Consider the following 18,490-nt stretch of genomic DNA (forward strand, 5'->3'; position numbering starts at 1 on the left):
GCAGGTTTCTCACTTTGACGCGATTCGCGGTCTGAGTGCATTCAAGCGGTCGCCGACCCGGCCTCAGGGTGCGTCACGTCCGTAGCGCGCGATGATCCACGCGGCGCCCCGTTCGGCCAGTGCCTTCCGGCGGTCCCGGCGCGAACGCCCCGGGCGCACACGCGAAGCACCCCTCCCCTGCCGCCGCTCCCGGCCGGGCACGGCCGCGAGCACGGCGAGGCGCTCGGCGGCACGGAACAGTTCGGCATGGAGCCGCCGGCGCCGTCCGGGAGACGTGGTCCTCGACAGGGCCGTGTAGAGCCCTTCGATCTCGGCCACGGCGGCTGACAGTCGTAGATCCGCCTCGCGCCGTCGAACGTCGCCGTGTGTCATGAATGCCCTTCCTCCCCGAGGGCGTGCGACCCCAGGCTGACTTCGGTTGTGCTGCGCGGCGGCCTTCTCGCCGACCAGGACCGTCAGGTGCTGTCCGGGGTCGAGAGGGCGATCCGGTCGGGGTCGTAGACCACCCAGCGCGGCCTCGGGGCGCCGGACAGGCGCAGGCGGCACAGGACGGCGCCGTCGGGACCGGCCCACCACGCGGTGATCGTGCCCGGTCGCGGCCATCCGGCCTGGTCGTTCACGACCACCGGCCGGTAGGTGAGCTGGACCTGGCCGTCCTGGGGAGGCGGTGGACATCCCTGCGCCAGCACTTCCAGCAGGCGCTCCGCCGCGGACGTGTCTCGCATGATCCGGCCCTCCCCTGGCTCCACTCGGACAATGATTTCATTATTGCGCAACTAATGAAACCTATCCGAGGTTCGGCCCGCCCGCCGCCCCGGGTCGTACGATCGCAGTAGCCGGCCAAGTCCCTTTCGGCGCAGGCGCGTTCCGGCATCCTGAGGTTGACGCGGCTTCGGGTCGTACGCGCAGCAGCCGCTGCCGTAGCCGTTGGAGACGGACGTGACGCCCGGGCTGCGACATCACGCTCATCGAGGCGACTCCTCCTCGACCGGCGACCTCGGCACGGCCGTGAACGACCGCACCCGACCCCCCGCCCTTCCCCGACGGCCGGAGAGCGGCGGGCGCACCCCCACCTCCGCATCCGCGGACGGCCGGGGCACAGTCATTGCTCAGTTGCGCAGTAGGTAAAGTATTTACACTTGCCCGTCTCGGAGGACCAGGAGGTTCCCCTTGCTCACCTCTCCCGTACGGACCCGGTGCCTGGTCCGGCCGCTGGCCGCGCTGGCCGTGACAGCCGCGGTGACGCTCACGCTGCCGGCGGCCGGCGCATCGGCCGCGGAGACCGGCCCCGCCGCCGTGGCGGACGCGTTCCGCAACGGACCGGTGTACGTCGATCCCCGGGCGGGCGGTGAGCTGCCGAAGGCGGAGGCCGACCGGCTCGCCGAGAAGATCAAGAAGGCGGACAGGCCGGTCTTCGTCGCCGTACTGCCCGAGACCTCCGAGTACCCGCAAGCCACCGTGCTGCGGGACCTGCGCTCCCTGACCGGCATCACGGGCGTCTACGCGGTCCGGCTCGGCGCCGGGTTCAACGCGGGCGCCGACCGCCAGGTGATGCCGAAGGCCGCGGTCGACAACCTCAAGAGCGCGGTCAGGCGTTCGTACGCCTCCGACGCCTCCGCCGAGGTGAACGCCTTCGTGGACCAGGCGCTCCAGCAGGCCAAGGGCCATGCCCCCGCGTCCTGGGAGGCGTCGGGAAGCGGCGGTTCGGCCACCGGCATACTGGTCGGCGGGCTGGTCGCGGTCGGTGCGGCCGGCGGCGGATACGCGCTGTACCGGCGGTCACGGAAGAAGCGGGAGGAACGCGCGCGGGCCGAACTGGAGGCGCTGCGCGTGGTGGTGGACGAGGACATCACGGCCTTCGGGGAGGAGTTGGACCGCCTCGGCTTCCAGCCGTCCGAGCCGGGTGCCACGGACGCGATGCGTGACGACTACACCCGTGCCCTGGACGCCTACGACAGCGCCAAGGAGCAGATGGCCGCGGCAACGCGCCCGCAGGACGTACAGCCGGTCACCGGGACCCTCGCCGAGGGCCGGTTCGCGCTGGCCGTCCTCGCCGCCCGGCGCACCGGTGCGCCGCTGCCCCAGCGGCGCGTCCCGTGCTTCTTCGACCCCCGACACGGCCCGTCGGTCAGCGACGTGAACTGGTGCCCGCCGGGTGGAGTACTGCGCATGGTGCCCGCCTGCGCCGAGGACGCGCTGCGGGTGAGCCAGGGCGGCCAGCCGCTGACCCGGATGGTGCCCACCGACCAGGGTGCCCAGCCGTACTGGAGCGCGGGCCCGGCCTACGCCCCGTGGGCGGGCGGCTACTTCGGCGGCGCCGGCGTCGTTGTCGGCGGCCTGCTCGCCGGCACCCTGCTGGGCAGCGTGCTCAGCGCCCCCTCGGCCTTCGTCGACGGCGGCGACGGCTTCCCGGGGGCTGTCGACATGCCGGAGGGCGGCGAGTTCTCCGGTGCGGACTTCAACGCCTCCGATTTCGGGGGCGGGTTCGGTGACTTCGGCTCCGACGGCGGGGGCGACTTCGGCGGTGGCGACTGGTGACCTCACACCGCGCAGCGCCGGACCTCACACCGCGCAGCGCCGGCCGAAGCGTCCGCATCACCGCAGAGCACAGCGACTCGAAAGGCCACAGGTACACACGATGACCCATCCCCATGACATCGCCGCCCCGCTCCTGGCGGGCGGCGGGCTCCGGATCATCCTCGTCGTCGCGATGGTGGGCATCGCGACGACGGCGGCTGTCCTGCTGCGCGCCTACCGCAAGTAAAGGAGGCCAACAGCCGCCCCTCGCCGGTCGATCGGGGTCGGTTTCCCCGTCCTCCAGGTGCCGGCGCAGGTCACGCGACAGCGCGGGCTCAGTGGCCGAGGGCGACCTCGACGATCTTGATGACGACGAGGATCATGGCGATGAGCAGGTAGGTGCGCAGGGCGCCCATGCCGACCTTGCGGGCGGTGGACATGGCCGGCCGGGTCAGCGTCCCCAGCGCGGGCATGCGCCACTCGTCCCTGCCGGTCCGGTCGATCGGGTCCTCCTTGGTGCCGGTGCGGCGGCGGGTGAAGGCGTAACCCGCGGCGAGTACCCCGACGACGCCGCAGGCGGCCATGATGTCGAGGATCGCCTCGGAGGAGATGTCGGGGAACAGGACCGAGGCGGTCAGGATGATCGACAGGGCGACCAGGACCCCGACGACGGCCGCCGTGAACGCGTTGGTCTTCGGTCCGTTCACCCAGGGGCCGAGGACGGCCTTGTCGTTGCAGAGCAGCAGGAGGAAGACGGAGGCGGAGGGCAGCAGGACGCCGGCGAGGGTCTGGACGCCCTCGGTCAGCAGGCCCAGCGGGGAGCCGGGGATGAGCACGATCGCCGCGGCGGCGCCGACCAGTCCGGCGTAGACGGCGTAGAAGCCCTTGGCACCCTTGACGCCGCGGTGGAGCGAGTGCCTGATGCCGAAGACGTCCCCGATCGCGTAGGCCGTGGACAGGGAGACGGCGAATGCGCCGATGATCGAGGCGTCCAGCAGGGCGATGGCGAACAGTACGCCGGCGACCTTGCCGGCCTTGTGCTCCAGGCCGGTGGCGATGCCGGCGGCGTCGGTGAACTGGCCGAAGTCGTGGGTGCCGGCGAACGTCGCGGCGGTGAAGCCCATCATCGCGGCCGCGCCGATGACCACGACCGCGATGCCGATCCACAGGTCGGCCTTCTCGTACGTCATGAAGCGCGGGGTGATCCGCTTGTCGATCACGTAGGACTGCTGGAAGAACAGCTGCCACGGGGCGACCGTGGTGCCGACGATGCCGATGATCAGCAGCATGACGGTGGACAACTGGCCGGTGCCGCCGGGCATGTTCGGGACGACGAAGTCGCGGGCCATCTGCGAGGCGTGCGGGTGGACCATGAAGTAGATGGGCACCAGCAGCAGCGAGGCTGCGCACAGGGCGATGGCGATCCGCTCGAACCGCTGGAAGGAGCCGGTGAAGGCCGAGGCGATGATGACCGCGGCGGCGAGTACCACGGAGGCGGCCTTGGGCAGGCCCAGGTAGCCGGTGGCCAGGGTGATGCCGATGAACTCGGTCACCAGGGTGAGCGCGTTGAGCAGGAACAGGTCGATGACGCTGAACGCGCCCCAGAACTTCCCGAACCGCTCCAGGATGAGGCGCGCGTGGCCGACGCCGGTGACGGCGCCCAGGCGCAGCACCATCTCCTGGTTGACGTACAGGACGGGGACCAGCAGGAGCAGGGTCCACAGCAGGTGGGTGCCGTAGTTCTGGCCGGCCTGGCCGTAGGTGGCGAAGGCGCCGGCGTCGTTGTCGCCGACCATCACGATCAGGCCAGGCCCGACTATGGCCAGGAGCGTCTTCAGCTTGGCGGACAGGCCGGTGCGGGGTGCGGTGTCGTCGAGCCTGATGGTGCCGAGCGCGCCCTGGATGTCGCCGACGTGCGCGTCGTCCAGGACCGCGGAGCGCGGGGCCTCGGACACGTGGGAAACGGTGGTCATGATGTACGTACCTCCCGAATCCCCCCAGAAGGGGGAGGTAGGGGGCACGCGAAAGCCGTCCCCCCTGCGCGAGTGCGCAGGACGGCGGCCCGTCACGGCGCAGGGCCGTGCGGGGGCGCGAGACGCGGACGGGGATCCGCGCAGGGGAGGTGGTTACCGCGTGCCGGAAGAATGCGAGGACAAGCGGGGGTGGGGCCGACTATGGCCCGGACTACTGCTGCTGCAGTCCATGTCTCTCGCCTCCTTCCGGCCCGGGGACGCGGTCGTGCGCGTCGACAACGACTCGGCGAGGAGCAACCCAACCGGAACGGCCGGCTCACCCCATCTCGTCAGAGCTTTGGCACTCCACGGCGTAATCCCCTTTCCGGGGAAGCCACTTGGGGTCACCCCTTGGGCCGGGGAGACCTGTCCTGACCCTGGGCGTCTCTCGACGTCGTGGGGTCAGTGGCCTGTGTCCGTGAAGACGCCTCACCGAACGAGGTGCCCTTTTCAAACCTCCGACAGCATAGCCTCATAGTTGCGAGATCACGCAACTGTTTGACGGAGTCTTGACACGGGGGCCGGTCTCATGGGTCCTCGTCAGCCCCGCGCCCCCGTCGCCGGTGACAGCGGTGGTTCCTGGTGGGAGCCGTAGCGCTCCATGCGCTGCCAGCGCAGTCGGCTGCCGGACAGGGCCGTGGCGACCGACCGGACCACCACGAGGTACATCAGCCGGCGGTAGACGGACTGCCTGAACGGCAGGCTCCACAGCGCGGACCGCGGCGAGTGGGATCTGAAGCGCTCGCGTCTTCTCGCCCCGCGTCCTGCCGGGGATCCTGGCGTGCCGGGTCCTTGCCGGTGAGGAGCGCAGACCTGGTAAGCCCGGTGGTCGTCGCCGGTCGTCATCGGCTGCTGTCGAGCGGCCTCGGACGGCCCACGGGCGCCGCGGCCATGGGACACATGAACGGCGTCGGCCGACGGAAGAGGCCCGTCATCGCGCGGTGAGCGACAGGTGCCGGCGAGGACGACGTCACTCTCCTCGCCGCCGGCCAACGGTCTGACCTGGGAGCGGCGCGCCGAACGGCCGAGGGCTACGCCGGGCCGTCGGGGACCACCACGGGCGGAGGGGGGAGCTCGTCCGCGTGTTCGCCGGTGACGAGGTAGACCACTCCCCTGGCCACTGACACCGCATGATCGGCGAAACGTTCGTAGTAGCGGCCGGCCAGCGTGACGTCGACCGCGGTCTCCACGCCGTGCTTCCAGCGCTCGTCGAGCAGATGGTGGAAGACCTCGCGGTGCAGCTCGTCCATCCGGTCGTCGTCCCGTTCCAGTTTCAGAGCCGCGTCGACGTCCTTGGTGATCAGCACCTCCGCCGCCTGCGCCATCAGGCGCTGCGCGAGCTGGCCCATTTCCAGGATCGTGCGGTGCAGGTCACCGGGGACCGCGCGTTCGGGGAAACGCATGCGCGCGAGCTTGGCCAGGTGCTGGGCCAGGTCGCCGGAACGCTCCAGGTCCGCACTGATACGCAGCGAGGTGACCACGACCCGCAGGTCTGTCGCAACGGGCTGCTGGCGCGCCAGGAGAGCGATCGCCTTTTCCTCCAGGTCACGCTGGAGCTGGTCGATCCGTTCGTCGCCCGAGATCACGCTTTCCGCGAACTCGACGTCCGCATCGAGAAGGGCGGTGGTGGCCCGGCCGATCGCCGAACCGGTGAGCCTCGCCATTTCCACCAGGCCGTCGCTGATCGAGTCCAGCTCCTTGTGATACGTGACCCGCATCGTGCGCCTCCTGCTCCCTTCTGAGCACGTTTGCTCCCGATCCTGCAGCCTTGCACACCTGGGCTACCGTCGCATTACTGTCCGTGGCGTGTGACCGTCGGACGAGTCACAGGTGGGATGGCTCCCCGGTTGGGTAGGCGCAGTGCCGGATGGGAGGCGCACATGGCCGGGCTGGCCGTTCCTCTATGGGATGCGGGCAATGGGCAGGGACTGCGGCAGATGGCCGAGCTGGGACTCGCCCTGCTGCTGTCGAGTCTGATCGGCTGGGAACGGGCGGCCCAGCAAAAGAGCGCCGGGCTGCGTACACACACCCTGGTCGGAATCGCCAGCGCCCTGATGATGGAGGTCTCCCAGCACGGTTTCACCAACGTGCTGGGCCTGGAGAACGTCTCGTTCGACCCGTCACGGGTGGCCGCCCAGATCGTCTCCGGGATCGGCTTCATAGGCGGCGGCATCATCTTCGTACGCCGCGACGCCGTACGCGGCCTGACCACCGCCGCCACTGTCTGGCTCACCTGCGCCGTCGGCATGGCCTGCGGCGGCGGCCTGCCGGTCCTCGCCCTGGCGGCCACCGCTCTGCACTTCCTCGTCGTCCGCGGCTACCCCCTGCTCCCCGGGCGAGTGGTACCCGGCACGGCGCCGTCCGTCTTCGAGCTGCACATGACCTACCGCACCGGGACCGCCCTGCTGCCTCAGCTGATGGAGACATGCACCCGGCGCGGGTTCCGCATCCTCCAGGTCAAGGTCGAGCGGCTGCCCGGGCGGACGGATCCCGCTGCCCGCGTCCTGCTCGAACTGGAGGGAAGCGCCGATACCGGCCGGCTGGCCTCGGCGTTGTTCCAGAACGACGGCGTGGTCGATGTCGCACTCAGCGCGTCCGCAGGTGACGAGTGAGCCTCCGGCATCAGCGGGTGGCACGAGGTAGCCCCTCGTCGAGTGGGGAAACCACCTGCGGGCGGACCCGGACGCCTCGCGGGTCACCGCGGTCGAGGACTTCTACCGCGAACGTCTCATCTACCAGCTCACGCAGGCCGGTGCGGCCGACGAGCAGGCGCTGCCGGTGTACGACGAGACGCTGGGGCGGCGCGGTGCGCTGCACCATCGACCTGCGCGGTGCGGAGGTCGCGGTGTTCCTCGCCTGGCTCGTCTCCGCCGACGGCCAGGAGTCGCAGACCCGACTGCTGCGCGCTCGCGCTCTGGGCGCGATCCCACAACTCCTCGCGGCCGTACGGCAGTTGAACGAGCAGCGGGCAGGGGGCTCGGACCGGTCCGCCGACTTTCGCATGGGCCCAGTCGGTCTGTGCGCCAACTCCCTGGCCACAGATCCGGCGTGGGACGACATACGTTCCCTCGCCCGTCAGTTCCTCCTCACGAAGCCGGGCGACTGGCGCCAGCCACTGCCACGCCCCGTGCGCCCGCGCACGGGTGACCATTGAGCACGTCAGGCTGCTTCTACCCTGACGCCGAGTGCCAGATCCCGGACTTGGTCCGCGCCCGAGGCCGCCAGGTCGACTCGAACACCGCGTCACCACTCGAAGTGGTGACTGAACGAGTCCCGTCCGGCTCACAGACCGTGTTCGTCCATCAGACGCATCAGGTTCCGCTTGCGTTTCTGGGCGGTGCGCAGGGCCGCGACGTACACGGCGAACTCCTCGTCCGTGCCCAGACGGTGGTGGCAGTCGCGGATGTTCAGCAGCAGGGCGACGAGCTGCTCGTAGACCGAGTTTCCGGTCTGCTTCGTCAGTGGTTCGGCCAGTCGCAGGTAGACAGCGAGCGCGTCGGTCGGACGGCCGACACGTGCCTGGTCGGCGAGGGTGAGCCACTGCCGGTCGTGGGCGCCCCACCGGGTGGCGGCCTGCCAGGCGGCGTCGACGTCCTTGTCGTCGAGCAGGGCATCGATCAGCACAGGGCCGCCGTACCGCCCCTCTGGCCGCCCCGCGTCGGCACGCAACAGGTCCAGCGCCCCGTCACGCTCCGCCGGCCAGCGGTCGGCGGCCCGCGAGGCGGCCCGGAGCTGCTGGTACGCGAGCAGCGAGCGGCGGGCGCCGAAGTGGTCGCGGCGCAGGGCGACGGCATCCGGCAGACGGCCCGCCCGGGTGTAGCGGTCGCAGAGGTAGTCGACGAGGGCGGTGTCGACGGCGGACAGGTCCCGGGATTCCCGGATGCCGCGTTCCGCCCAGGTGAGGGCCTCGTCGCAGCGCTGGGCGGTGTCCAGCACGCGGGCGATGACCAGGTGCGTGTGGCCGTTCGGAGTGAGGTCGGCCGCGTGTACGGCGATCACCGTGTCGACGTCGCCTCCCGCCTTGGCCAGACGTTCCATCAGGTTTTTCTCCGCCCAGCCTCGACGGTTGCCCCGCCACGCCTCGACGGCCGACTTCCGGAGAACGGCCATTCCCTCCTCGCCGAGGGCATCCTCGTAATCGAGTGGGTCGATGTCGGTCAGGCCGTCGTCGAGGTCGCCGAGCGCATGGCCGACCAGCCAGCGCGCGAGCTCTTCGGGGTCGGGGCGTGCCGCACGGCACGCTTCGAGGTGGGCGTCGGCGAGGTCCGCACCGATCTGCCCGAGCCATCCGTCCGAGTCGTCGACGCTCTCGACCGCCTCGGCCAGCAGTCGCATCGCCTCCCGCGCCAGGGTGATCGCATCGGCGGCCCGGCCGGAGCCGGTCAGCGCCCTGATCGCGGAGACCGCCTGCCCGGCTTGGTCGGCGTAGGCGCGGGCATCGGCGTACTCGACGTAGCCGTACCGCGCGAAGGGGCCGGCGTCGAGGAGATCGCGGATGCGGGCCCGGACCGCGACAAGGTCGCCGCGCACGCTCGCGGCCCGCAGTTCCAGACGCCGCCGCAACTGCCGGTCCTCGCCGATCAGTTCCCGCAGCACAGCGAGCAACTCGTCCTTGGACAGGGCGGACAGCCATCGGTCGAGGTCCTGCGCACGCTCCCTGGCCGCCTTCCGCTGCCGCGGCAGGCTCTGCCGCTCGGCGAGCACCCTCAGACCGAGCGCGACGAGGTGCTTGCAGAAATTGCCCTCCAGACCGAACGGGCAGTCGCACGCGCCGACCAGCCCTCCGGGCCCGTCCAGGGTCAGCTCCACCTCGTACCGTTCGGTGCCGTGAACGGTCGCGGTGACCCAGCCGTCACCGACCTCGACCCCCGACACCGCGTCAAGGTACCCGAGGCCACGTTCGAAGGAACGGGCACCGGCCAGCTTCTTGAGGTTCGCCTCGGTCAGACCGCGCATGATTCTCCCCGCCCGGCAGCGGTAGTGCAGTTGATGCTCTGTCAGCTTAAGGGAGGCCATGGGTGCGATCAGCACGGTCCGGCTGCGCCATGGTCCCCGCCGGCGAAATGGATGTCGCAGCTTCCGGGGCGGGTGCCTGTCCGGGGTACGGGGCCCGGCGATCTGTGGCTGCGTCGTATGAGCGCGAGCTCGGGCATGTCACGCGCACAGAATGGGACGAGTACGGGGCCCGGCCACTCGCGGTGACGGACCCGCTGGGCCACACCACGCGGTACACGTACGACGACGCCGGCAACCTCACCGGCCTCGCTCTCCCCGACGGCACTGCGGCCCGGGCGGAGTACAACGCACTCGGCCTCCCGACCGAGGTGGTCGAGCCAGGAGGGGCGGTCTGGCAGCACACGTACGACGAGCGAGGCAACCTGCTGACGACGGTTGACCCGACCGGCGCCGAAACCCGGTACGTGTACGACGATGCGGGCCGTCCGACGGCGATCACGAACGCGCTCGGCCACACCCGCACGGTGGCGTACGATGAAACTGGCCTGCCCATCGCCCTGACGGACGAACTGGGCCACACGACAACGGTCCGCCGCAATCCCTTCGGCCGGGTCATTGAGGCGACCGACCCTCTCGGCCACACCATCCACTTGGGGTGGACCACGGAGGGCAAGCCGGCCTGGCGCGAAATGACCGACGGGACGCGTGAGTCCTGGACTTGGGACGCCGAGGGCAACCTGCTCTGCCATACGGACGTCGCTGGGAACACAACCCACCATTCGGTGGGCCACTTCGGCGTGCCGGCCACCCGTACCGATCCCGACGGCACACGGTACGCGTTCGACTACGACACCGAACTCCGTCTGACCTCCGTCACGAACCCGCAGGGCCTGACCTGGACGTACACCTATGACGACGCGGGCTGGACGACAGCGGAAACGGACTTCAACGGTCGTACCCTCACCTATACCCGCGATGCTGCCGGCAGCCTGGCCACGCGCACCAACGGCGCCGGACAGACGCTGCGCTTCGTGCGGGACCCGCTCGGCCGGGTAGTGGAACAGCAGGCCGACACCGGTGACGTCACCACCTTCGCCTACGGCTCCGACGGCAACCTGTGCCGTGCGGCAAACGCGGATGCCGAGGTCACACTGGAGCGTGACCCGCTCGGCCGAGTGCTGTCGGAGACCGTAAACGGCCAGACGACCACCTATGTCCACGATGCCACCGGCCGCCGGACCCGACGTACGACACCTTCAGGGCTGGTCTCTGAATGGACCTACGACCTGGCGGGGCACCCGCTCACCCTGCGATCGTCCGATGGCGCGCTGTACTTCTCCCACGATGCTGTCGGCCGTGAGACGCAGCGCAACCTCGGTACGGAGGTGACGCTCACCCAGACATGGACCGCGGCGGGTCTGCTGATCGGGCAGACCCTGACCGCCACCTCCCCTGACCGCCTCCTCCAGCATCGGACGTACGCGCACCGAGCCGACGGCCACCTCACCGAAATCCGGGAGCTGACGTCGGGCACCCGTCGTTTCGACCTGGATGGCATGGGCCGCGTCACCCAGACGCGCGCGCACGGCTGGAGCGAGACGTACGCGTACGCCCCAGCGGGCAACCTGACGCACGCCACGTCGCCTGCCCATGAGACACCCGGTGAGCTGCGGTTCGAGGGCACGCTCGTCCGCTCGGCCGGGCGCACCTCCTATGAGCATGACGGCGAAGGCCGCCTAGTGCGCAGGACCCGCAAGCTTCTGAACGGCCAGACCCGTACCTGGACCTACACGTGGAACGCCGAAGACCGTCTCACGGAGGTGGTCGCCCCGGACGGAACTCAGTGGCAGTACGCGTACGACCCGCTCGGGCGACGCATCTCCAAACACCGGGTCGCCGACGACGGCTCCGTGACCGACCGTACGGACTTCGTCTGGGATGACCTGTGCCTGGCCGAGCAGACCACAGCAGACGGCCGGGTGACGACCTGGGACTACGCGCCGGACAGCCCTCGCCCAGTCGCCCAGACGCGCCACAAACCGACCGCGGCAGCCGCCAATACGTCGTTTCTGGCGCAGTTGGCAGCGGAATCAGATCCCGAGCGGGGCGCTCAGTTCCACGCCGTCGTCACCGACTCCCTCGGTACGCCCACAGAGCTGGTCTCCGCGGCAGGTGATCTGGTCTGGCAGCGTCGTACCAGCCTGTGGGGTACTCCCCTTCCGGCCCTGGACGAAGCGACGTCGCCAGTCGACTGCCCGCTGCGTTTCCCCGGGCAGTACGCCGACCTCGAGACCGGTCTGCACTACAACCTGCACCGGTACTACGATCCCGAGACAGCGCGGTACATCAGCGCGGATCCGCTGGGTCTCGTCCCCGCACCGGATCACCACGCCTATGTACCGAACCCGCTGAGCTGGAGCGACCATCTCGGCCTCGCCGGGAAGGGACCGAAGGGCCCGCCGAATCCCCTGGACTTCGGTCAGGGGTATACGGGCCGGGCTGACATCTTCCCAGTGAGCAACAAGGGCATGGACGTGGAAATCCACGTCTACGACAAGTCCATGCGCGAAGTGGGATTGTTCAACAGCCAGGGATGGTTCAATAAGCACGGCATCAAAGCCTCGGAAGTCGAGGTCCCACCTGGCGTGGAGAATGCCATCAAGGGACGAGTCATCTACGAGTTGCGGAAAGTCGGGCGCATCGGCCCGAAGGGTACCGAAGACATCTCGGGAGACAAGTGGAGGCGACCGCCTCTCGCCGCGGAAGGTTGCAAATGAAGTACGTGACGGCCGTTTGGGACGATGGCGGGTTCTACGTCGATCCGAGGGCCTACCTGGCCGAACTCCCGAAGTTTCGCGATCAGCTGCCGGCCGGGGCAAGGGAATTCGCATCGGATCCGGCGCATTATGCTCTCGGGTACGGCAATGGCCGCTGCGTCAAGGATCTGGAATTGTCCGGTATTCAGGTGGCCACCGACAAAAGCGGAGGGCTGACCCTGGAATTCGCCCCGAATCAGTGGAAGCACGACACCGGGCTGCGCATCAGCTACTCAGGAGTGACGCACTTCTCCATCGACTATGAGCACTCCATTGACTGGATGCTGGTCGACACCGTGCTCCTCGACGAGATCCTCCCGGGCGAAGACGGGGGTTGCGTGCACGAGATCGCGCTCACCGACGCGTCGATCACCGTCCGCTGCAAGGACCTGCAAGCCGTTTGGGGAGACGTCGGCTGAGGAGTCAACCGGGATCACCGACCCACAAGGTATCGGCTCATCGTCGACTCGGCAGATGGGAACCACGTCAACAACTTCATCCCGCGCAAGAGATATACCTCCGGTGATCACCGTGCAGTTCACCGTCCGGCCCGGCCAGGGCGACGCCGGCGGGTTCGATCTGGGTGACATGACCGTCACCGGGGATCTCGGGACGGCCGAATCGGCCGGTCACGTTCCCGACCAGGGCATGATGATCTACCTCTCGGTCGTCCAGCTGCTGGACAACGTGCGTGACTTTGTCCGGGGCAACGCCCACGTGCTCAGCTTCACCGGTGCCGACACCTCGTTCGGTCGTGTCGTGAGACGGACCAAGGACGGCCTGTCGGTCGCCGGCAAAGGCGGTGTCGTCGCTCGGACGACGGCTGCGGAACTCGCCTCCGTCGTGCTGCGCGCGGCGGAGGACCTGGGTCTGGGGCGTGCCCTTCCTGCGGAGGACCCGGTCGCATCCGACGTGGCAGCTGCCCTCGCCGCGTTCCACCCCTTTCTATCGGGCAGGGAAGGGTGAGGATGGGATGCCGGGAGGGGGGCTTTGAGCTGGCGCCGGCTTGCGGCTGAGTCACTCTCACTTCGTCCTCTCCTACGTTGCGCCCAGACCACTCCGGGAGGTTGGGTCACCACCTGGGGGACTACGCGCCTGGATAGTCCTCGCTCAGTCGCCCAGACGAGCCACAAGCTGATGGCGCGGCCGCCGATGGACCGACCGAGGCGCGGAACGACGAAAGGAACCCAAGCAAATGCAGCACCTCGCTGCCGGGGCGCACGGGCCGCCCCGATGATCGACATACTCTTCGCCGTAGGAGGCATGGTTTTCCTGTGGTGCGGACTGAGTTGGGCGTTCGATGTGCGGGGGATCACCACTCGCAGAGCCGAACGGATTCACCGCAGGAACCAGGAGACGTGGGTGATGGGCCGCCTCGGCGGCTCTCCGAACCTTTTCGCGTCTGTCGGGTATCTGCGGTTCCTTGGCGCTGTCATGGCAGGTGCGGGACTTCTCCTGCTTGTCGCGGTGTATGCGCTGTGGCAGCTGGGCTGAAGGCAGGCATTGCGCGACAACGCTAAAAAGCGGCTGGGCCCCGTCAGGGTGCCCAGCCGCACTTCGGAGAAAGTCAGGCCGCCGCTGACGCCTCCTGCTCCTGCTCGTCCGCCGCCGGCAGCTTGGCCAACTCAGCCTCCGCCGCAGCCAGCTCCGCCTCCGTGGGCTCCTGATCGGCGTCGCCGCCCACCGTCTCCTCCAGGGCCTCGACCTCGGCCGGCTCGTCCTCCCCGGCTTCAGGCCCCGACAACGCAACCTCCAGCTCGGGACGAACCTCCAGTTGCTTCGCCTCGGACATCGCCTTCGCCTTGCGCAGCTTCTTCGCCGCCTCGGTCGCCGCCTTGCGCACGCGCTCCACAGCCTCCAGGTGCTTACCGACCTCGCCCTCGAACAGCTCGGCCAGCTCCTTCGGGGACTTCTTCGCCAGTTCCGTCAGGAGGGTCCCGGCCCGCTCGACGTGGTCGACCTTGGTCCTGGCCTGCTTGCGCTCCTTGGCCTTCTCCTCCTTCTCCTTCTCCGACAGCTCCTTGTCCGAGAAGAAGCCCTCCTGCTTCTCCTTCATCCTCAGGCCTGCGCGAAGGTGGAGGCGTCCGTCTCCGACCTGAAGTCGCCCTTCATGTACCGGGTGACGGCCGCCTTCCGGTTCGCCGTCGACAGCCGCGACGGGTGCCAGGCGAAGTCCGGCTTGATCTTCCCGTCGGCCGGCAGCGCCGCGATGTCGGTCGTCAGGTTGAGCAGGTCCATCCGCCACTTCACGTAGTCCGGCGTCTTGCCGAACACCTCCGCGATGCGCAGGCAAGGCAGGCACGCCGATCACGAGAAGTGGATCACGACAGACCGCATCCTGCCGCACCCCGATCACCGGCCCTCCGGCAGGATGTCCGCTGTGCCAACGCCCTTGGAACACACCCGGCTCCAGCTTGAGTTGTACCTGAGAATCCGCGCCAAGGCCGCCTGGCCGCAACTGGCCGGCCTGCGCGTCCGCCACGGGGCCAGTACGCCTACGTGGAAGGCGAACTGACCCACATCGGGAGCCTCAAGCTGATGCGTCTGCGCCATCACGGCACCGCGAGCCTTGGGGCTTCGCCCTGCACGACCCGGCCAGCGACCGCTATCAGGACGCCCTCCTGTCCACCGGCAGTAGCAGCGGCACCCCCGAGGACGCCCTCGACACCGCCTGCCATCTCCACCTCACCGCCCCCGACACCTGACCGCGAACACGCCTACAACCAGCTCCGACGTCACCCCCCGAAGGACTTGCGTCGCAGACCACTGAGGAAGTGGAGTGAATCCCCTGGTCCCGGGGGCGTGTCGGACGATTTCCATGCGAGGTCCGCGTCGACGGGACGCTGGTGGAGGTCTTCACGCTCCGGGCGTCGGTGACGCACGCGGACGGCTCCGCACACCTGCCCTCCCGTTACAGACCGTCAGCAAAGCGCTGTCGAGGCCGCGGACCCTGGTCGAGGATGGGTGGAGCGGCAACGCGGAAAAACCTCATTGACAAGCCGAACCGTGCAGGTTGTCATGAACACATGTTCCAGCCTCCCGGTGCCTGCCGCGCTCACCCGACCGACGGTTCCGCCCTCGGTACCGGGTGTAACCCGTCACGGGACGCATCGTGCGCCAAGACCACGGGCGCCACCTCCGGAGCCGGAGACGGGCGGCTGCAGTGGGAGCACGGTCACTGACAGGGCGACGCGAGCTGCTCGACGCCGCCCGGGCCGAACTGACGGCCCGTCCCGGAGTGCTGTTCCACGGCCCCCTGGGAATCGGCAAGTCCGTGCTCGTGGGAGCCCTTACGGCATCCTTGGCGGCACACGCCCCGTCGGTCCCCGCCGTGCTGCACTGCTCGCCCGCGGCGGAGGACGCCCGGCTCCCGTTCGTCGGGCTCGTCGACCTGTTCGCCCGGGTACCGGAGAGCTGCCTGGAGACCCTCGCACCCGAACCTCGGGCGGCGCTGCGGGCGGCGCTGCTGCGCGGCCCGGAACCCGCGGACGGGCGCGGCCGCCTGGCGGTGCGCGTCGCCGTCCTCGACGTGCTGCGCAAGCTGGCCGCCACCGGCCCGGTCGTGCTGGTCGTCGACGGTCTGCAGTGGCTCGACACGCCGACCGCCGAGGTGCTCGTCTTCGCCGTACGCCGTCTGGGCGGCCTGGACATACGCGTGGTGGCCGCCGAGCGGGTGGCGGAGGGGGAACAGCCCGAACGGCTGCACTGCTGCCCGCCGGGCACCGTCGAACTCCCGGTGCCGCCGTTGCCCGACGAGGAGGTGGCCCCTCTCCTGCGCGCGTGCCTCGGCGCCGACCTGCCACCGAGAGTGCTGCGGGCGGTCCAGGACACTGCCGCCGGAAACCCGTTGTACGCACTGGAGTTGGGGCGAGCGGCCCTGCGGGAGAGGGCGCCCGTGGGCTACGGCCCGACGCTGGCCGTGCCCCGGAGACTGCGTGATCTGCTGCTGAGCCGGGCGCGCACGCTGCCGGAGAAGGCGCGGCACACCCTCCTGGTCACGAGCGCCGCCGCCCACCCCGACCTCGGCTTGCTGCGTGCCGCCGGGCTTTCCGATCCCGCCGCGGACCTGGCGGATGCCGAACGCCTCGGCATCGCGACGACCGACATCGACGAAACCGTACGTTTCCGGCATCCGCTGGTCCGGGCCGCGGTCTATGCCGACGCTTCGGAGAACAGCCGCCGGCACGCCCACGCGCTGCTGGCCCGCGTGACCACCGAACCTGTCGAGCGGGCCCGCCACCTCGCCCACGCCCGGCCGCACAAGGACGAGGACACCGCCCGCACGCTGATGTCCGCGGCGGAGTACGCGCGCCGTGCGGGCGCGCTCGGTGCCGCGTGCGAACTGGCCGGGCTCGCCGCCGGCCGCACGCCCGGCGACAGGCCCGCGGACCGGGCCGACCGGCTGCTGGCCGCGGCGGAGTACGCGTGCGACGCCGGGCAGCCGGAGGCGGCGGGCGAGGCCGCCGAGACGGTCCTCGCCGAAGCGGGCTCGGCGCGCCGGCGGGTGCGGGCCCGGCTGGTGCTGCTCCGCAACGCCGGACAGGCGCTGGAGGGTGCTCATACCCTGATCGAAGATGGTCTCCGGGACGCCGACGGCGATGCGCAGGCCGAGGCATGGCTGCACCACTGGGCGGCCGTACGCGGCGTGTTGTGCGGGGAGTTGGCGGAGGCGGCCCGGCATGCCGGGCGTGCCGCGCGGCGTGCGGCCGTCGCGGGCGACCCCGAGACCCGGATCGGGGCGCTCGCCACTCTCGCGCGGGTACGGTCCCTGGCCGGCGAACCGCTGGCGGCGGACGTCGCGCTGGAGGAGGCGCTCGCCCTGGCCGGGGGTGCCGAAGGCGGTCCGCAGAGTTGGCGGCTGATCCGGATGCGGGCGATCCTGGCACTGGATTCCGACAGGGTGACCGAGGCCCGCGAGCAGGTCGTCCAACTCCTTGCAGTCATAGAGGAGTTCGCGGGCGTCGAGGAGGTCATGGCGACCTTGGTGTCGCTGACCCGGATCCAGGTGCGGGCCGGACACTGCCACGAGGCACTGCACACCGCGGCGCGCTGCTCACGCGTCATGGCCCGCACGGCTCCGGCGCTGTACGCGGCCGCGCTCGCGGCTGCCGCGGGCGGCACCGCCGAAGAGGCCCGGCAGCTGGCCGAGCAGGCGGCGTGCGCCGCGGAAGCCGACGGTGACCGGCTGTTCCTGCTGCGCTCGCTGGCCGTGCTCGGACAGGCCGGACTGCTCGCGGGCGATCCGCAGGGGGCGGCCTTCGCGGTCGACGCGTTGCAGCGCGTCAGAGAACTCGGCGCTGCCATGTGCGCCGCCGACCCGCCCTTGCTGCACTGGTACGGCGACCTGGCCGAAGCCCTGGTGTTCCTGGGCGAGACGGAGGAGGGCGGGGCCGTCGTCCGCGAGGCCCGCGCTCATGTGTCCGGCGACACCCCTGGCAGCGTGCTGGCGGCTCTGGACCGGGCCGAGGGGCTCCGGGAGGCGGCGCTCGGCCGGGCGAAGGAGGGGGCGACGCGGCTGCGTGCGGCGGTGGACCGGCTGCGCGAACTGCCCTTGCCCATGGAGCTGGTGCGCACCCTGATCGCGCTCGGCGCGGTCGAGCGCCGCGCACGCCGCAGGAGCGCGGCGCGGGCGGTTCTCGGCGAAGCGCTGGAGACCGCCGCACGGTTCGGCGCCGCTCCGCTGGCGGCGCGGGCCAGGGACGAGCTGGCCCGGCTGGACGCCGTGGACCGCAGCGGTGGCGAGGCGGGCGCGGGCGGCCCCGAACTCACCCCCACGGAGGCCAGGATCGCCAGGCTGGTCGGGAGCGGAGCCACCAACCGGGAAGTCGCCGCGGAGCTCTTCATCAGCGTCAAGACAGTGGAAGGGGCCCTGTCGCGGGTCTACCGCAAGGTCGGGGTCCGCTCGCGCACCGCGCTCGCCCACGCGATGGCCGTCGCCGTCGTCGCGTCCGGGGCGGCGGTCGTCGACCCCGACGGCGCAGGCCAAGTGGACTCCGTGAGTTCGACAGTGACGGTGAGTCGGATGCGACCGGCATCGGACCCGCAGCGCTCTCGACACACGCCGTTGACGTGACATCAGCTGTTAACAGGTAACGCAAGGGTTCCCCCGCTTATGGGAGTGGAGCCGCTCTTTCTACGGTGAGTCCGTTCCGCTTCGGGAACAACTCCCCACACTCCCCGGAGGACTTC

At 70.1% G+C, this 18,490-nt stretch carries 16 protein-coding genes, 1 pseudogene and 1 riboswitch; of the genes and pseudogenes, 9 read left to right on the plus strand and 8 right to left on the minus strand.

Going from position 1 to position 18,490, the window contains the following annotated elements:
* Positions 1 to 63: 63 nt before the first annotated feature.
* Together BIV23_RS01670 and BIV23_RS01675 are read right to left on the minus strand one after the other, a co-directional pair.
* A complete protein-coding gene (locus tag BIV23_RS01670; RefSeq protein ID WP_071378890.1) occupies positions 64 to 372 on the minus strand; it encodes a hypothetical protein in 309 nt (102 codons plus the stop codon).
* 83 nt (positions 373 to 455) lie between these two features.
* Positions 456 to 725 (minus strand): hypothetical protein, encoded by a 270-nt coding sequence (locus tag BIV23_RS01675; RefSeq protein ID WP_071378891.1) that lies wholly within the window; start codon positions 723 to 725, stop codon positions 456 to 458.
* A gap of 445 nt (positions 726 to 1,170) precedes the next feature.
* Here BIV23_RS01675 and BIV23_RS01680 point away from each other — a divergent pair, with 445 nt between their 5' ends.
* Positions 1,171 to 2,538 (plus strand): hypothetical protein, encoded by a 1,368-nt coding sequence (locus BIV23_RS01680; RefSeq protein WP_071378892.1) that lies wholly within the window; start codon positions 1,171 to 1,173, stop codon positions 2,536 to 2,538.
* Between the two features lie 100 nt (positions 2,539 to 2,638).
* Positions 2,639 to 2,764 carry a hypothetical protein gene (locus BIV23_RS53070; protein ID WP_281250075.1) on the plus strand — a complete coding sequence of 42 codons (126 nt, stop codon included), beginning with the start codon at positions 2,639 to 2,641 and terminating at the stop codon, positions 2,762 to 2,764.
* A gap of 88 nt (positions 2,765 to 2,852) precedes the next feature.
* On the opposite strand, the gene BIV23_RS01685 is transcribed toward BIV23_RS53070, so the two are convergent.
* From BIV23_RS01685 to phoU, 3 genes are all read right to left on the minus strand, one after another.
* Positions 2,853 to 4,490, minus strand: a complete 1,638-nt coding sequence (locus BIV23_RS01685) for an NRAMP family divalent metal transporter (protein ID WP_071378893.1) — start codon at positions 4,488 to 4,490, stop codon at positions 2,853 to 2,855.
* Between the two features lie 313 nt (positions 4,491 to 4,803).
* A riboswitch (M-box (ykoK) riboswitch) is annotated at positions 4,804 to 4,977 on the minus strand.
* 92 nt (positions 4,978 to 5,069) lie between these two features.
* On the minus strand, positions 5,070 to 5,198 hold the full coding sequence (locus BIV23_RS53075; RefSeq protein WP_281250076.1) for a hypothetical protein: 129 nt from the start codon (positions 5,196 to 5,198) through the stop codon (positions 5,070 to 5,072).
* A 362-nt stretch (positions 5,199 to 5,560) separates the two neighbouring features.
* Positions 5,561 to 6,247 carry a phosphate signaling complex protein PhoU gene (gene phoU, locus BIV23_RS01690; RefSeq protein WP_071378894.1) on the minus strand — a complete coding sequence of 229 codons (687 nt, stop codon included), beginning with the start codon at positions 6,245 to 6,247 and terminating at the stop codon, positions 5,561 to 5,563.
* A gap of 162 nt (positions 6,248 to 6,409) precedes the next feature.
* On the opposite strand from phoU, the gene BIV23_RS01695 reads away from it, so the two are divergent.
* The 3 genes and pseudogenes from BIV23_RS01695 (at position 6,410) to BIV23_RS51405 (ending at position 7,683) form a co-directional block, all read left to right on the plus strand.
* Complete coding sequence (locus tag BIV23_RS01695; protein ID WP_071378895.1) at positions 6,410 to 7,141, plus strand: MgtC/SapB family protein; 732 nt, start codon at positions 6,410 to 6,412, stop codon at positions 7,139 to 7,141.
* 55 nt (positions 7,142 to 7,196) lie between these two features.
* A pseudogene (locus BIV23_RS51400) lies at positions 7,197 to 7,286 on the plus strand (hypothetical protein); the annotation flags it as partial.
* A 49-nt stretch (positions 7,287 to 7,335) separates the two neighbouring features.
* Positions 7,336 to 7,683, plus strand: coding sequence for a DUF2397 family protein (locus tag BIV23_RS51405; protein ID WP_071378897.1), 348 nt, complete (start codon positions 7,336 to 7,338; stop codon positions 7,681 to 7,683).
* A 128-nt stretch (positions 7,684 to 7,811) separates the two neighbouring features.
* Here BIV23_RS51405 and BIV23_RS01710 read toward each other — a convergent pair whose 3' ends face one another.
* On the minus strand, positions 7,812 to 9,485 hold the full coding sequence (locus tag BIV23_RS01710; protein WP_071378898.1) for an SWIM zinc finger family protein: 1,674 nt from the start codon (positions 9,483 to 9,485) through the stop codon (positions 7,812 to 7,814).
* A 242-nt stretch (positions 9,486 to 9,727) separates the two neighbouring features.
* Here BIV23_RS01710 and BIV23_RS01715 point away from each other — a divergent pair, with 242 nt between their 5' ends.
* The 3 genes from BIV23_RS01715 to BIV23_RS01725 all read left to right on the plus strand — a co-directional run bounded on the left by BIV23_RS01715 (position 9,728) and on the right by BIV23_RS01725 (position 13,267).
* Complete coding sequence (locus BIV23_RS01715) at positions 9,728 to 12,262, plus strand: RHS repeat-associated core domain-containing protein (RefSeq protein WP_071378899.1); 2,535 nt, start codon at positions 9,728 to 9,730, stop codon at positions 12,260 to 12,262.
* Positions 12,259 to 12,720 carry a hypothetical protein gene (locus BIV23_RS01720; RefSeq protein ID WP_071378900.1) on the plus strand — a complete coding sequence of 154 codons (462 nt, stop codon included), beginning with the start codon at positions 12,259 to 12,261 and terminating at the stop codon, positions 12,718 to 12,720. Before BIV23_RS01715 ends, BIV23_RS01720 begins: the two co-directional genes overlap by 4 nt.
* A 103-nt stretch (positions 12,721 to 12,823) precedes the next feature.
* On the plus strand, positions 12,824 to 13,267 hold the full coding sequence (locus tag BIV23_RS01725; protein WP_071378901.1) for a hypothetical protein: 444 nt from the start codon (positions 12,824 to 12,826) through the stop codon (positions 13,265 to 13,267).
* Between the two features lie 601 nt (positions 13,268 to 13,868).
* On the opposite strand, the gene BIV23_RS01735 is transcribed toward BIV23_RS01725, so the two are convergent.
* The gene (locus BIV23_RS01735; RefSeq protein WP_071378903.1) at positions 13,869 to 14,357 is read right to left on the minus strand and encodes a hypothetical protein; all 489 of its coding nucleotides are present in this window, start codon (positions 14,355 to 14,357) and stop codon (positions 13,869 to 13,871) included.
* 2 nt (positions 14,358 to 14,359) lie between these two features.
* On the minus strand, positions 14,360 to 14,575 hold the full coding sequence (locus tag BIV23_RS01740) for a hypothetical protein (RefSeq protein WP_071378904.1): 216 nt from the start codon (positions 14,573 to 14,575) through the stop codon (positions 14,360 to 14,362).
* 889 nt (positions 14,576 to 15,464) lie between these two features.
* Here BIV23_RS01740 and BIV23_RS01750 point away from each other — a divergent pair.
* Positions 15,465 to 18,374, plus strand: coding sequence for a helix-turn-helix transcriptional regulator (locus BIV23_RS01750; protein ID WP_245790286.1), 2,910 nt, complete (start codon positions 15,465 to 15,467; stop codon positions 18,372 to 18,374).
* The last annotated feature ends 116 nt before the right edge of the window (positions 18,375 to 18,490 follow it).

It is taken from the genome of Streptomyces monashensis, assembly GCF_001866665.1.
Classification (GTDB): domain Bacteria; phylum Actinomycetota; class Actinomycetes; order Streptomycetales; family Streptomycetaceae; genus Streptomyces; species Streptomyces monashensis.